This window comes from Paracidovorax valerianellae (assembly GCF_900102625.1).
In the GTDB taxonomy this organism is placed as follows: Bacteria; Pseudomonadota; Gammaproteobacteria; order Burkholderiales; family Burkholderiaceae_C; genus Paracidovorax; species Paracidovorax valerianellae.
On the sequence record NZ_FMZC01000009.1, the window covers coordinates 81,678 to 96,470 of the forward strand.

Below are 14,793 nucleotides of genomic sequence, written 5' to 3' on the forward strand. Positions count from 1 at the left end.
CTGCGCCGCGCAGCGCCTCAGGGATTGGCTCTATTCAGGCTGGATGCGGGCCTGCTGGATCAGCGTGCGCCAGTGGGCCAACTGGTCGGCCACGTAAGTCGAGAACTCCTGCGGCGTCTTGCTGGGCCACACCTGAAAACCGATCTGCGCGAGCTTGTCCTGCGTGTCCTTCTCGGCCAGCACGGCCTGCAGCTCGGTGTTGATGCGGTTCACGACGGCGGGCGGCAGTCCGGCGGGGCCGAAGATGCCGTTCCACGAGGTCAAGTCGAACCCCTTCACCGTCTGGCCGATGGGCGGCACGCCCGGCAGCAGCGGCGAGGGCTGCACCGTGGTGATTCCCAGCGTGCGCACCTTGTCGCTCGTGAGCATGCTCTTGCCCGAGCCCAGGTCGGCCACGTACACCTGCACCTGCCCGCCCACCAGGTCCGTCATGGCCTGCGGGCTGGACTTGTAGGGCACGCTCAAGACATCCACCTGGGCGATGTGCTTGATGCTTTCCATCGCCACCAGCGAGGTGCTGTTGGGCGTGGCATAGCTCAGCTTGCCCGGATTGGCCCGGGCGTAGTCGATCAGCTCGGCCAGGGTCTTGGCCGGCACCGACGGGTGCACCGCCAGTGCGAACGGCAACTCGCCCACGCGGGCGATGGGCGTGAAATCCTTGATCGGGTCGTACTTGAGCTGGCTGTACAGCGCCGGGTTGGCCGAGTGCGAGGTGTTCGTCGTCATGAACAGCGTGTAGCCGTCGGGCTTGGCCTTGGCGGCGATCTGCGCTGCCACCTGCGCGTTGGCACCGGGCTTGTTGTCCACCAGCACAGGCTGCTTGAGCCGCTCGGCGAGTTTTTGCCCCACGGTGCGCGCGACCGAATCCGTGCCGCTGCCGGCAGCGAACGGCACGATCATCGTGATGGGGGCATTAGGGTAGGGCTGCTGGGCCTGGGCGGGTGGCATGGCGGCGGCGATGCCGCAGGCTGCCAGCAGGGCTGGAATGAGATGCTTCATGTCTTTTGTCTCCTGGGTCGGTAGGCCGTGCCCCTGTGGCCGGGGCTGAAGGCATCTTGTCGGCGGCAGCCATTCGCGTCCAATTGAATAAACGGAGCGATCCATTCGTTTTGCGAATCGTCGGCAGATGCGGCACCGCGGCTGAGCCGTCGGCCCGGCGCACAATAAGCGCCTTTCCCAGCCTGGCACGCCGATGCTTCGTGCATTGCCACGGCGAAAATACCAGCATTCAATTGGCCTTCAGCGCTTATCCATCAGGCGCTGGCAGCTATCAAAAAGAGAGTATTCGAGTTTGTCTCCCGCGCATTTCGTTCTGCACGACGTTTTTGGCTACGACCAGTTCCGCGGCCCCCAGCAGGCCATCGTCGAGCACGTGATCGCCGGCGGCGACGCGCTGGTGCTCATGCCCACGGGCGGCGGCAAGTCGCTGTGCTACCAGGTGCCCGCCATCGTGCGGCGCGATGCGGGCCATGGCGTGGCCATCGTCGTGTCGCCGCTGATCGCGCTCATGCACGACCAGGTCGGCGCGCTGCACGAAGCGGGCGTGGATGCGGCCTACCTCAACTCCACGCTCGACTGGCAGCAGACCCAGGAACTGGAAAAGCGCGTGGCGCGCGGCGACATCACCATGCTGTACGCCGCGCCCGAGCGGCTGACCACGCCGCGCTTTCTGGAGCTGCTGGACGGCCTGCACCAGCGCGGGCAACTGTCGATGTTCGCCATCGACGAAGCGCATTGCGTGAGCCAGTGGGGCCACGACTTCCGGCCTGAATACCGCGCGCTCACCGTGCTGCACGAGCGCTATGCGGGCGTGCCGCGCATCGCGCTCACCGCCACGGCCGATGCCCTCACGCGGGCCGACATCGTGGAGCGGCTGCAGCTCGAAGGCGCGCAGCATTTCGTCAGCAGCTTCGACCGGCCGAACATCCGCTACCGCATCGAAGAGAAGAAAGAACCGCTTGCCCAACTGCTGCGCTTCATTGAGCGCGAGCACCCCGAAGATGCCGGCGTGGTCTATTGCCAGTCGCGCAAACGCGTCGAGGAAATGTCCGCCGCGCTGGTCGATGCGGGCCTCAAGTCACTGCCCTACCACGCGGGCCTGCCGCCCGAAGTGCGCCAGCAGAACCAGGACCGCTTCCTGCGCGAAGAAGGCATCGTGATGGTGGCGACCATCGCCTTCGGCATGGGCATCGACAAGCCCGACGTGCGCTTCGTCGCCCACGTGGACATGCCCAAGAACATCGAGGGCTACTACCAGGAAACCGGCCGCGCCGGCCGCGATGGCCTGCCGGCCGACGCCTGGATGGCCTACGGCCTGCAGGACGTGGTGAACCAGCGCCGCATGATCGACGAGAGCCCGGCCGGGGAGGAATTCAAGCAGGTCATGCGCGGCAAGCTGGACGCACTGCTGGCCCTGGCCGAGGCCACCGACTGCCGCCGCGTGCGCCTGCTGGGCTATTTCGGCGAGCCGTCCGAGCCCTGCGGCAACTGCGACAACTGCATCAACCCGCCAGCGGTGTGGGACGGCACGGACGCCGCCCGCAAGCTGCTGTCCACCATCTACCGCGTGCACGAAGCCAGCGGCCTGACCTTCGGCACAGGCCACATCATGGACATCGTGCGCGGCAAGGACACCGAGAAGGTCAAGCAGTTTGGCCACGACAAGCTCTCCACCTTCGGCCTGGGCAAGGACTATTCCGAAGCCCAGTTGCGCGGCGTGCTGCGCCAACTGCTGGCCACTGGCGCGGTGGGCCTGCACAAGGTCATGCTGGAGAGCGGCCACAGCTTCGACACTCTGAGCCTCACCGACGGCTCGCGCCCCGTGCTCAAGGGCCAGACGCCGGTGCAACTGCGCGAATCCACCGCCGCCACGCCCGCCAAACGCACACGCCGCAGCACCGCGCCACCGGCCGCCGCAGCCAACCTCGGCCCGGACGCGCAGGTGCGATTCATCAACCTCAAGGCCTGGCGCGCCGAGGTCGCCCGCGAGCACAACCTGCCGGCCTACGTGATCTTCCACGACGCCACGCTGGCCGCCATCGCCGAGCGCAACCCGTCCACCCTCGATGATCTGCAAGGCATCAGCGGCATGGGCGCGAAGAAGATGGAGGCGTATGGGGCCGAGGTGCTGCGGGTTTGCAGCCAGGGTGAAGTAGCGGGTTGAGCGCCCGGTTGAAGCAGCGGCCTATGCCCATGGTTCTCATGCGATCGCAAAGGTTCGTCGCTGGCCACAGTGCTGTGTTCGGGGGCTGTTTCAACGCGATCCGCAAGGCGGTGGTTCTGGGGTGCACGACGTTGTGGGCCGTGGCGATGCCTGCGTGTGCTTTCGCAGAGGGCGCTTCGTCCCGACAAGTGCTGGAATCTTTCCCTGTCAAAGCCATGCCGGCGCCCAATGGGCAGCCGATCTATGAGCTTTCGCTCGCCCCTTGCCAAAACGCATCGTGCCCGTTCGAAGTGCGCTTGTTGTCTGGCCGTGGTGAGGCCAAGCTGGGCGGGGCCCAAGACGGCAAGGCCGCTTCCGTGCTGGACTCGATAGCGCTCGACTGGCCTGCCAACGCAGCGCCAGCGCAACCGGCTCCAGGTGCTGCACCGCGGGTCTGGTCCACGGGCGAAGAGGAAGGCAATGTCACCGTCTCTGCCCGCACCATTCCTTTGGAGCCCGGAAAAGCCGACGATGCACAGGCTTTGTTGATAACGCAGACCGCCGGTTTCGACCACCCCAAGCGCCGCCACGTGTTGTATGTGGCCTCGTCGGGTCTATTGAAGACCGCTTGGTCCCGCAGCGAGCCTCAGGGTCCCTATGTTTCCCGGGTGGTGGTTCCGATGCGCGGCGCGCCGGTGCATCTTTCCCTGTTCTTTTCTTCGTCCGACGATGTCGCCGACAAGGTGTCGGCTCAGCGTCTGGAATGGGACGCGCGGCGGCAAGTATTTGCAGAGAAGCCTGCTGCCGCCGCACTGCAAGCGGTGGTGGCGGGCGCATATGCGACCTTGCGCGAAGCGCGGGCTGTCAGGGCTGCTTCAGCGTGTAGTGCTGAGTACGGCGTATTGGACACGTGGCCTGGAAGGGGCTTGGTGCGGCACCGGTATGCGCTCGTCGCGCTGGCCGTTGAGCCGGCGCAGGCTGCGATGGAAGCGGCGCGTTTGAGCCAGTGTCAGCCGGACCTCCGGGCACGTGTCCATCCGCTCGGGCAGCTTTCCCCCCGTTCTTTTCAACCCCATCAGCGAGCGCCTTGAACCGTTTCATGCGGCCCAAGCAGTGGTCCGCTCTCGTCACGGAGCAGCGACGGGCCGCCCCCCTTTCGCCGCCAGCCGATCCTGCAGCATCGTCTGCGTGATCGCGCGGCCGATCTGCTCGAAGGCCTTGCCCGCTTCCTTCATCTCGTCCAGGCCCTCCGCGCAGGCCGCCACCACGATGGCGCGGCGGCCGTTGTCCTGGGGATCGATCACGCCCATGTGGCAGGCGCGGTGGAATTGGGTACCGGTCTTGTGGATGAAGCGCACGCTGCGCGGCAGGCCGGCTTCGAGCCGGTAGGCGTCGTAAGTGTCGAACTTCAGGTCCTTGTAGAGCAACTGCTGGTGTGCCGGCGAAACGAGTTGGCCGCGCACCAGTTTTTCCAGCATGGCGCCGTAGCCTTCCAGCGTGGCGGTGTTGGCCTGGTGGCGGTAGTACCGGTCGTAGGCTTCGTCCAGCGTTTTCACGTTCAAGGCACCGGCCGCGACATCGAGGCTGCGCGCCAGCGCCTGCAGGCGCTTGGGGCCCACGGGGGCGCCGGCGATGCGCACCAGGTCCATGTTGGAAAGCCGGCGCGCATCGGGGTGCGCTTCCTCATAGACCTGATAGCGCACCTCGGTGAAGTTGGTGATGCGGCCCACGCCGCGGCCGCCCAGCAGCGCCTGGGCGCGTTGGTTGAGCGGGTCTTCGCCCACGGCGCGGATCAGCAGGTTGGCGGCGGTGTTGTCGCTTTCCATCAGCATTCGTTTGAGCAGCGACTGCACGTTGTGCCGTGTGCCGTCGGGCTGCCACACCACGGCGCCCGAGCCATCGACCTTGTCGGTGGCCTGCAGCACGAGCTCCTGGTTCATTCGCAGGCGGCCGGCTTCGACCTCCTGCAGCACGCTGATCGCGATGGGCAGCTTGACGGACGACGCCAGGTACCAGGGGCGGTCGGCGGCGTGCTCGAAGGTTTCGCCGTTGTCCAGCCGCTTGACGTAAATCCCCAGTTGCCCGGGCGTCGCCTGCTCGATGCGGTCCACCTGCTGGCGCAAGGCATCGGCCCAGGCCGGAGCGGCGTGCGCGCCGTCAGGGCTCGTCGTCCACGCCAGCGTCAGCGCCAGAAGGGCCAGCGTGGCCGGCCGGGCCAGCGGTACCGGCAGCAAGGGGCGCAGCGCGGCTCGGCACGGTTTGGCAGGGAGGTTCATGGGGTTTTCCATCCGACAACAGGCCCGACTGGCAGAGGGCGACACCGACCTGGCGTAGCGTGCGGTCGGACCGGGCCGTGGACAGTTCGCCGCGCGTGCAGGCCACCACGATGATGCGTTTGTCTTTCGGCAGGCGCTGCACCGTGACGAGGCCCGAGTCGCATGTTCGGGCGCGCTGCGTGCCGGTCTTGTGGGCGAAGCGCGCACCGGTGGGTAGTCCGGCCTTGATCCGGTGCGTGCCGGTCTTCACGCGCTCCATCACCGCCAGCAGATAGGCCGTTTGGCGCGGCTCCAGCAGGCGGCCTTCCACGAGTTGCGCCAGCAGTTCGGCATAGGCGTCGAGCCGCGCCGAGTTCAACCCGCTGGCGTAATACGTTTCGTAGGCCTCGTTCAGCGACACGGGGCGCAGCGTGTCGGGCGGCAGGCGCAGCAGGCGGGCCAGCGTGGCCTTCACGTCGGCTTCGGTGCGCTGCTGCTGCAGGGCGATGAAGTCGCGGCCCGACAGGTGCAGGGCCTGGGGCGTGAACTGGCTGTAGGCCTGGCGCCGCACATCGGCCAGGTGCGTGATGCGCTCGAAGCCGCCCGGCACGGCCGACTGCACCAGCGCATTGATCTCGCGCAGGCCCACCAGGTCGATGAGCATGTCGCTGGCCGTGTTGTCGCTGTAGACGATCATCTGTTCCAGCAGCCAGCGCACGCTCAAGGCCGCACCCACCGGCTGGTTCTTGGCGGGGCCTGCGCCGTCCACGTAATCGGTGGCGCGCAGGGTCAGGGCAGTGTCCAGCGTGTAGTCGCCGCGCTCCACGCCGCGCAGCACGGCGATGGCCACCGGCACCTTGATGGACGAAGCCAAATACCAGCGCTCGTCGCCATGGAAGGAAAACGATTGGCCCGTGTCGAGATCGCGCACCTGCACGCCGAAGGCCGCGGTGCTGTGCGCGGCCACTCGCTCCAATTCACGCTGCAGCGCCTTGGCCCAGGGTGGTGCCGCCGGTCCGGTGGTGGTGCCTCCTGCCGGCCCCACCGACCCAACCAACGGCGCGGGAGCCACCACGTCAGCAGGGGTGGCCAAGGCGGGCAGTGCCAGGAGCAACGTGGTCCAGGCCAGAACGAAAAGGCGAAAGCGCGAGAGGGCAATGGGCTGCATGCGTGGCAGATGGGGCAATCAAAGAAAGTGCGGTGTCACCGTGGCGCGCAGGCCGCGGGGCGAGAAAGCGCCCAAGTTACACCGCACGTCCGCCACGTGGCGTAACACCCCGTGCGGCGTGGGTGTGGGACAGCGGCGCATGCGGTGCCGCAAGCACTGTTTTTATAATCAGTGCCTTTCCTCCCTGTGCGGTGCTTCGCCAGCCTCCCAAGGTGTCACCGCTCCCCAAAAAGCCATCCGCATGTCCGAGCCCAAGCTCACCCGTTCCCACCGCACCCGCCTGATGCAGATCTGGCGCTCCGCCGGCTGGCCCTGCCAGGACGCGCTGGAGATCGACCTGCTCGCCGCTGGCATGGTCGCGCAGCACATGGCGCCGCAGGGGCACACGGTGCTGCGGCTGACCGACGCGGGCATCCAGTGGCTGGCCGATGCGCGCCAGCGCGGGCTGCGGGCCTTGAGCGCCCACGACCGCCTGGCCCAGCGGTTCGCCGAGCATCTGCTGGCCGCCGGCCGCATCGTGTGGCGCGAACTGTCGCTGCGCGCGGCCATCGAGCCTTTGCCGGCCGTCCTGCCCGCGCCGTCCGCCATCCCCGCAGCCGTCGAGCCCACCTTGGCCGATGCCTTGGCGGCGCCCCCTGGCCCCCGTCCCTCGGTGGGGCTGCTCTGGGGCGACGAGGCCGACACCGCCCCGGCCCGCGCCGCCGCCCAGGTGTGGCGCATGGCGCGGCCCGACCTGTTTTCGGTGCGCAACACCACCGTGCCGGCCTACCTGCAGCCCATGGTGCACGAGGTGAAGGCCAGCCGGGCCGACCTGCTGTCGGACCTGCGGCACGCGGCCAAGCGGCAGGCTTACCAGTGGCTCTGCGAAGAGGGTTATTACGTCTTTCCCGCCGGCGTGGCCGAGCCCGAAGAGATTCCCGAGCAGTTCGGCGTGTGGGTGCTGCACGGCGAGATCGACACCGGCCGCTTCGAGCTGCTGCGGCCCGCACGCCATGCGCGCTGCAGCCTGCCGTTCGCGGTCTGGATGGCGCTGTGCAAGGCCACACCGCTGCGCAGCGAGGGCGAGCCCGTGCAGGCGCTGCTGGGCGACGGCATTCCGCCCAGCCCGTGCGAAGGCGCTGACTGATGTACACCGTGGCCGTGCGCGAGCTGTGCGAGTTCACGGCCAAGCAGGGCGACCTGGACCTGCGCTTCACGCCCGCGCCCACTGCGCTGGAAGGCATCGCCGGCCATGCCACCGTCGCGCAGCGGCGCATGGCGGGGCGGGGCGCTGGTGCCGGGCCGGGCTATGAAAGCGAGGTGGCCCTGGAGGGCCAGCACCGCCACCTGCGCGTGCGGGGCCGTGCGGACGGCTTCGATCCCGCCGCCTGCCGGCTGGACGAGGTCAAGACCTTCAAGGGCCGGCTGGACCGCCAGCCCGCCTCCCACCGCGCCCTGCACTGGGCGCAGGCCAAGGTGTATGGCTGGTTGCTGTGCCAGGCGCGGCAGCTGGCGCGCATCGACGTGGCGCTGGTGTACTTCGACATCGGCAGCCAGCAAGAGACAGTGCTGGTCGAGCCCTGCACGGCCGATGCGCTGCGTGCCCACTTCGAGGCGCAATGCGAGCGCTTTCTGAGCTGGGCCGAGCAGGAGGCTGCTCACCGCACCGTGCGCGATGCGGCGCTGCGCGCGGCGGTGTTTCCGTTCGGCGGTTTCCGCACCGGCCAGCGGCCCCTGGCCGAGGCCGTGTACCGCAGCGCCACCGCCGGCCGTTGCCTGCTCGCGCAGGCGCCCACCGGCATCGGCAAGACGGTGGGTACGCTGTTTCCGCTGCTCAAGGCGGCGCCGGGCGAGCGGCTGGACAAGGTGTTCTTCCTCACCGCCAAGACCTCGGGCCGGCAGGTGGCGCTGGACGCGCTGGCCCGCATCGCGATGGCGCAGCCGGTGCCGGCATCAGCATCGCCCGATGCCCCTGTTTCAATCGCTTCGAGCGCAGCCAACGCGCCCGGCCCTGCCGGCCTGCCGCTGCGCGTGCTCGAACTGATCGCCCGCGAAAAAGCCTGCGAGCACCCCGGCCAGGCCTGCCACGGCGAATCGTGCCCGCTGGCGCGCGGCTTCTATGACCGGCTGCCCGCCGCGCGCGCCGCGGCCCTGGCTCCGGCACCTTCGGACAGTGCAGGCGGGCAACTGCTGGACCAGTCCCACGTGCGCGATGCCGCGCTGGCCCATGGCATCTGCCCTTACTACCTCGGGCAGGAACTCGCCCGCTGGGCCGATGTGGTGGTGGGCGACTACCACTACTACTTCGACGCGGGCGCGCTGCTGCACGGCCTCACGCAGGCCAACCAGTGGCGCGTGGCGGTGCTGGTGGACGAGGCGCACAACCTCGTCGAACGCGGCCGCCGCATGTACACCGCCGAACTGCTGCCCGATTCGCTCTACCAGGCGCGTCATTCGGACACCGCGGCCCGCGTGCCCGCGGTGAAGAAAGCCCTCGACAAGGTGCGCCGCGCCTGGGTGGCGCTCGACAAGGCGCAACCCGCGCCCTATGCCGTGCACGACGCCTTTCCCGCCGCGCTGCTGGCCGCCTTGCAGCAGTGCGGCAGCACGCTGGCCGATCATTTCGCGGAACACCCCGAACAGATGGACCCGGCTCTGCAGGCCTTCTACCTGGAGCTGCTGCACACCCAGCGGCTGGCCGACTGCCTGGACACGCATTCGATGGTGGACGTGGCCCGCAGCCCTGGCGGCGCGCCCGGCAGTTCGGTGGTCTGCCTGCGCAACGTGGTGCCGGCCCCGTTCCTCGCGCCGCGCTTTGCGGCGGCGCACACCAGCACGCTGTTTTCCGCAACGCTGCAGCCGGCGCGCTACTACGCCGACCTGCTCGGCCTGCCGGCCAGCCATGCGGGCGTGGACGTGGCCTCGCCCTTCCAGGCCGCGCAGCTGCGCGTGTCCGTGGCCCGGCACATCTCCACGCGCTACCCGCACCGGGCCGCATCGCTGCAGCCCATCGCCGAACTGATGGCGCGGCAGTTCGCCGAGCGGCCGGGCAACTACCTGGCTTTCTTCAGCAGCTACGAATACCTGCAGCAGGTGGCCGAGGCGTTCGCGCTGCGCCACCCCGAAGTGCCGCACTGGTGCCAGTCGCGCCGCATGCAGGAAGCCGAACAGCGCGAATTCCTCGCGCGGTTCACCGAAGGCGGGCAAGGCATCGGCTTCGCGGTGCTGGGCGGCGCGTTCTCCGAGGGCATCGACCTGCCGGGGCGGCGGTTGATCGGCGCATTCCTGTCCACCCTGGGGCTGCCGCAGATGAACCCGGTGAACGAGCAGATCCGCCAGCGCATGCACGCCCTCTTCGGCGAAGGCTACGACTACACCTACCTCTATCCCGGCCTGCAGAAGGTCGTGCAGGCCGCCGGCCGCGTGATCCGCTCGCCCAGCGACGAGGGCGTGGTGCACCTCATCGACGACCGGTTCGCGCGGGCCGAGGTGCAGCGCCTGCTGCCCGCGTGGTGGACGGTGGAGGGATCTGCATGAAATTGGCCTCTAGCGCATATTCCACTAAGGAGTATTGCTATTGAATTAATATCGATCGGTCGATGTTTGTCCGTGGCGCCGCGGCATGTGTTCAGCGAAAGTCAAAGGCGCTCGGGTCGGCGTGGAGGCCACTGCGGCACGCCGCTGCGCCCCGGGCCTCAGGCCGCGCGCACCCGGCACGCCATCTGGTATTCGTCGTGGTACCGCCCGTCCACGCATAAATAGTCGCGCTCGACGCCGTAGGTGACGAAGCCGAGCGCGCGGTACAGCTCCACCGCCGCGGTGTTCGATGCGGTCACGCCCAGGTTGACCTGTCGCACGCCCAGCGGGTCGGCGGCGTATTGCAGGGCGTAGCGCAGCAGGGCGCGGCCCACACCCTGCTGCCGCGCCTCGGGCGCGACGTACACACCCCAGAGAAACGCCTTGTGCGAGAGCTGGCGCATGTCCTCGCGCTTGATGCCCACCGTGCCGATGAGCGTGCCGCCTTGCAGCGCACCCAGCACGGCCCGGCCGGCTTGGGGCTGGAGCCGGCGCTCGAAGTCCGACAGCGGGGTGGCGGCTTCCTCGTCGTAGCTGGACGAGAAAGCCTCGGGGCATTCGCGCAGGCCCCGCAGCCGCAGGGCGGCGAAGGGTGCGGCGTCTTCGGGCGTCAGCGGGCGAAGCTGCAAAGGGGCGGGGCCGGGCATGTGGGATGGGTGAGGCATCAAAGAGGCGGACTGCCGTGATCGGTTCGTAGCCTGCCTTATACCAACGCGCTGCTTTTGAAAGCGCTGCCGGCCGGGGAGCCGGTCTGGCGATCTGCGCGGCGCGCAGGCACGGGTTGGCGAACGGGACAAATGCGTGCAAAGTCCGCGAAGCACCGTCGCATTCGCATCCCTCACCTTCTTCAAACCATGTCCGCTTCCATCGATCCGCCCCGCATTCCGCTGGCCCCGGTGGCGCGGGTGCTGGCCGAAGCGGCGCTGCAGCGGCAGAACACGCTGCTCGGTGTCGATGCCTCAGGCGCGCCGGGCGCGGCGGGACCGGACGGAGGCTCCACGGCGCCCGGCGCGCTGCCGGGGCAGATTCCGCTGGCCGCGCAGCGTCCGCCTCTGCCCGTTCCCGCCCCGGCCGACCGCGTGAGCCTTTCGCCGCAGGCGCGTCAGAGCCTGGACGGTGCGGCCCCCGGGCCTGCTGGCGCGGCGGCTACTGGGCGCGGATCCGTTGCGGCGCCGGGCGCTGTGCCGGCACTGGCGCCCGCAGCGGGGCTCACAGGGGCGCCAGCACTGGGCCCGTCGCCGGGAGCGAATGGCGTGCAGGGCCTGCCCTGGCCCACGGGCGGGGTCGGCGCGCCGCTGCGCCAGATGATCGGCGCCTTGCTGCAACAACTCACGGCGCCGACCGGTCGGCCGCAGCACGTCGTTGCGGCGCAGCCCTGGCCTGCCGCGCTGGCGCAGGGCGCGGCGGACGATCTGCCGCCCCTGCAGACCTGGCTGGCGCGCCAGGGCACGGTGGAGACGGCCGACGGCCCGCGGGGCTATGCCCTCACGCTGCGGGTGCCGGCCGCGTGGCTGCAGCAGCAACCCCTGTCGCCCTCAGCCGCCGCCTCGGCCCCGGCCAGCCCGTTGCCGGCATCCGCGGGAGCGGGGCCGGCCCTGCCCGGCGATGCCTCTCCGCCGCTGGTGTTCGCGGGCCGCCCGCAGGCGCTGCAGTCGGGGCTGTTCGCGCTGGTGCTGCAGTCGGGCGAGGGCGCTGCGGCCAGCCGCACCAGTGCCTTCCTGGCGCTGGACCTCGCACCGCTGGCCCAAGCGGCCTCCGTGGTGTATGGGCGGGACATGATGGCCCTGCAGCGATCCGATCCCTGGCTACAGATGGCCGCGCTGCAGGCGAGCGGCTGGCGGCCCGAGGACGACGAGGCCACGCACAGCGGGCGCGGCGAGCCGTGCGACACGACCGGTTGCCCTTACGCCGGCCGCGCGCCGTGCGTGCAGCCTTTTTGCGTGGCACTGCGCGTGTTCGAGGCCGGCCCGGTGCGGCCGGTGGGCGATGCGCCCGGCGGTTCCTCCAGCGCGGCCTGAATGAAAAAAACCGCCAGGGCCCGGGCGGGCGCTGGCGGTTTTTTCGGTTCTACCCGGTCCGGGCCTGCAATCCAGTGGCGCTATGCCGATGAACTGCAGGCCGGGCCCTGTCGATCAGGGGTACAGGCCGCGCATTTCGCGGGCGTGCAGGATGCGCTGGCAGGCCACGATGAAGGTGGCGGTGCGCAAGCTCACCTTGTGTTCCTGGGCCACGTGCCAGATGCCGGTGAAGGCCTCTTGCATGATGCGCACCAGGCGGGCGTTGATCTCGTCTTCGCTCCAGAAGAAGCTGGAGAAATCCTGCACCCATTCGAAGTAGCTCACCGTCACGCCGCCGGCGTTGGCGATCACGTCGGGCAGCACCAGCACGCCCTTGTCGTGCAGGATGTCGTCGGCCTCGGTGGTCGTGGGGCCGTTGGCGCCCTCGATCACGAGCTTGGCCTTGATCTGGCCGGCGTTGTGCTTGGTGATCTGCCCTTCCAGCGCGGCGGGGATGAGGATCTCGCAGTCCACGCCCCAGAAGTCTTCCTTGGCCATGGCCTCGGCACCGGCGAAACCGCCCACGCCGCCTGTCTTCTTGACGTGCTCCAGCAGGGCCGGCACGTCCACGCCGCCCTGGTGGTAGATGGTGCCGGTGTGGTCCTGCACGGCCACGACCTTGGCGCCGGCTTCGGCGAACAGCTTGCCCGCGATGCCGCCCACATTGCCGAAGCCCTGCACGGCGACGCGTGCGCCTTCCAGCGGCAGGCCGGTCAGCTTGGCGGCTTCCACGCCCACGGTGTACACGCCGCGGCCGGTGGCCTCGACGCGGCCGAGCGAGCCGCCCAGGTCCACGGGCTTGCCGGTGACGACACCGGTGGAGGTGGCGCCGGTGTTCATCGAGTACGTGTCCATCATCCAGGCCATGATCTGGCCGTTGGTGTTCACGTCAGGAGCGGGAATGTCCTTGGAAGGGCCGATGAGCAGGCCGATTTCGCTGGTGTAGCGGCGGGTCAGGCGCTCCAGTTCACCGCGCGACAGCTTCTTGGGATCGACGCGGATGCCGCCCTTGGCACCGCCGTAGGGCACGTTCACGGCCGCGTTCTTGACCGACATCCAGGCCGACAGGGCCATCACTTCGGACAGCGTAACGTCTTGGTGGAACCGCACGCCGCCCTTGCCGGGGCCGCGGCTCAGGTTGTGCTGAACGCGATAGCCCTCGAAGTGGGCGATGGTGCCGTTGTCCATTTCGATCGGCACATCCACCACCAGGATGCGCTTGGGGCGCTTGAGCGTTTCCACCCAGCGCGCCAGGTTGCCCAGGTAAGGGGTGACGCGATCCACCTGCTGCAGGTAGTTGCCCCACGGGCCGAGGTCGTCGGCCTGGAGGTAGGAGGGCAGCTGGTGCTGGATGCGGGTGTCGTTGGTGTTCGACATGAGGTGTTTCCTTGAAGGAGATCAGTTCAGACGACGGAGCTTATGCCTGCCCCCGGCCGCTGTCCAAGGCCGGAGTGTTACAGGTTTATGCGCCAAATGCATAACTCGGGAAACGGGTATCAGCGCCGTTTTTCATTTCGCCATGACGCCAGCGCCGAACTTCGCTGGACTGCGCCCCAGCCCGATGCCGACTCAGCAGTCGGTACCGCGCAACCCCAGGCGCAGCCGGTCGTGTTGCGCGACACCTTGGCGTCTGCCACATCATCCGACCGCGTGCCTGCCCGATCCAGATGAATGGAAGCAGCCGCTGGATGTTTCAACCGCCACCCACAGCACGCGCCGCGAAGTAGCGTGCCGGAGAGTCGCCGAAGGAGCGGCGAAACATGGCGATGAAGTTGCTTGGTGAGGCATAGCCCAGCGTGTCGGCCACATGCGTCACCGGCTCCCCTCGCGCAAGCATTTCCAGGGCGTGCGTGAGTTGTGCCTGCTGGCGCCATTGGGCAAAGCTCACGCCGGTTTCAGCCAGCATCTGACGGCGCAGCGTTCGAGCCGACATCGCGCCCCAGTCTGCCCAGGCTTCCAGCGTTCGAATCGAACCTGGATCCTCCAGGATCGCCCGGGCGATGCGCTCCAGCCGAATATTTTTCGGCATGGGCAAGTGCAAGGACTCATGCGGCGCACGACGGATTTCGTCGAGGATCACGGTGACGATGTGCTCTTGATCTGGCGCCAGTGGAGCGGATTTGTCCCACTCTGCGGCTCGGCGCACCAATGCGCGCAACACCTCCGTGATGCCGATCACGCAAGGCTTGTTCGGCAAGCACTCACTCGATGGAGGGGTGATGAACACGCTCCAGCCCGCAAGGGCACCGCTGACACGTACTTGATGCGGTACCTCTGGCGGTATCCAGCCGGCCCGGTTCGGCGGTAGCAGCCAGGAGCCTTGGGCTGTTCGCACATGAATCAGCCCGGCCTCTACGCAGAAAACCTGCCCCCGATGGTGGTGATGCCAACCGTACTCGCGTGTTCCGAGGCGGTATTCGCTGCCCTGCTCGTCATTCCCCAACAACGCGATCAGACGGGGACCCTCGGCCCATTCGCTGAAGTCGTTGTCCGGTGGGTCATGCGCAGGTTTCAAGTTGGCCATTTATCACCATTTTGAGTCCATTTGCCGTTATATGACTTTTCAGGCTGCTCAGCACACTCAACGCCTGCCGACAGTTTTAGGCGGCAATCGCC

At 68.4% G+C, this 14,793-nt stretch carries 11 protein-coding genes; 5 read left to right on the forward strand and 6 right to left on the reverse strand.

Annotated elements, in window-relative coordinates; all coding sequences use genetic code 11:
- Positions 1 to 30: 30 nt before the first annotated feature.
- Positions 31 to 999: a Bug family tripartite tricarboxylate transporter substrate binding protein gene (locus tag BLT03_RS14710; protein ID WP_092744513.1), complete on the reverse strand. Its 969-nt coding sequence runs from the start codon at positions 997 to 999 to the stop codon at positions 31 to 33.
- Positions 1,000 to 1,291: 292 nt separating this feature from the next.
- Here BLT03_RS14710 and recQ point away from each other — a divergent pair, with 292 nt between their 5' ends.
- Together recQ and BLT03_RS14720 are read left to right on the forward strand one after the other, a co-directional pair.
- Complete coding sequence (gene recQ / locus BLT03_RS14715) at positions 1,292 to 3,163, forward strand: DNA helicase RecQ (protein WP_092744514.1); 1,872 nt, start codon at positions 1,292 to 1,294, stop codon at positions 3,161 to 3,163.
- Positions 3,164 to 3,186: 23 nt separating this feature from the next.
- The gene (locus BLT03_RS14720) at positions 3,187 to 4,233 is read left to right on the forward strand and encodes a hypothetical protein (protein WP_217640167.1); all 1,047 of its coding nucleotides are present in this window, start codon (positions 3,187 to 3,189) and stop codon (positions 4,231 to 4,233) included.
- A gap of 36 nt (positions 4,234 to 4,269) precedes the next feature.
- Here BLT03_RS14720 and BLT03_RS14725 read toward each other — a convergent pair whose 3' ends face one another.
- The gene (locus tag BLT03_RS14725) at positions 4,270 to 5,418 is read right to left on the reverse strand and encodes a serine hydrolase (RefSeq protein WP_139160401.1); all 1,149 of its coding nucleotides are present in this window, start codon (positions 5,416 to 5,418) and stop codon (positions 4,270 to 4,272) included.
- Positions 5,300 to 6,565, reverse strand: a complete 1,266-nt coding sequence (locus tag BLT03_RS14730) for a serine hydrolase (protein ID WP_092744515.1) — start codon at positions 6,563 to 6,565, stop codon at positions 5,300 to 5,302. Before BLT03_RS14730 ends, BLT03_RS14725 begins: the two co-directional genes overlap by 119 nt.
- Before the next feature lie 241 nt (positions 6,566 to 6,806).
- Here BLT03_RS14730 and BLT03_RS14735 point away from each other — a divergent pair, with 241 nt between their 5' ends.
- Both BLT03_RS14735 and BLT03_RS14740 read left to right on the forward strand, forming a co-directional pair.
- Positions 6,807 to 7,691, forward strand: coding sequence for a hypothetical protein (locus BLT03_RS14735; RefSeq protein WP_092744516.1), 885 nt, complete (start codon positions 6,807 to 6,809; stop codon positions 7,689 to 7,691).
- The gene (locus tag BLT03_RS14740; RefSeq protein WP_092744517.1) at positions 7,691 to 10,081 is read left to right on the forward strand and encodes an ATP-dependent DNA helicase; all 2,391 of its coding nucleotides are present in this window, start codon (positions 7,691 to 7,693) and stop codon (positions 10,079 to 10,081) included. Before BLT03_RS14735 ends, BLT03_RS14740 begins: the two co-directional genes overlap by 1 nt.
- A gap of 158 nt (positions 10,082 to 10,239) precedes the next feature.
- Here BLT03_RS14740 and BLT03_RS14745 read toward each other — a convergent pair whose 3' ends face one another.
- Positions 10,240 to 10,767, reverse strand: a complete 528-nt coding sequence (locus tag BLT03_RS14745) for a GNAT family N-acetyltransferase (RefSeq protein ID WP_092744518.1) — start codon at positions 10,765 to 10,767, stop codon at positions 10,240 to 10,242.
- A 207-nt stretch (positions 10,768 to 10,974) separates the two neighbouring features.
- Here BLT03_RS14745 and BLT03_RS14750 point away from each other — a divergent pair, with 207 nt between their 5' ends.
- The gene (locus tag BLT03_RS14750) at positions 10,975 to 12,138 is read left to right on the forward strand and encodes a hypothetical protein (protein WP_245711405.1); all 1,164 of its coding nucleotides are present in this window, start codon (positions 10,975 to 10,977) and stop codon (positions 12,136 to 12,138) included.
- Between the two features lie 114 nt (positions 12,139 to 12,252).
- On the opposite strand, the gene BLT03_RS14755 is transcribed toward BLT03_RS14750, so the two are convergent.
- Positions 12,253 to 13,554: a Glu/Leu/Phe/Val family dehydrogenase gene (locus BLT03_RS14755; RefSeq protein WP_092744519.1), complete on the reverse strand. Its 1,302-nt coding sequence runs from the start codon at positions 13,552 to 13,554 to the stop codon at positions 12,253 to 12,255.
- Positions 13,555 to 13,870: 316 nt separating this feature from the next.
- Entirely contained in the window at positions 13,871 to 14,701 is an 831-nt protein-coding gene (locus tag BLT03_RS14760; RefSeq protein ID WP_092744520.1) for an AraC family transcriptional regulator, read from the reverse strand.
- Positions 14,702 to 14,793: the final 92 nt, after the last annotated feature.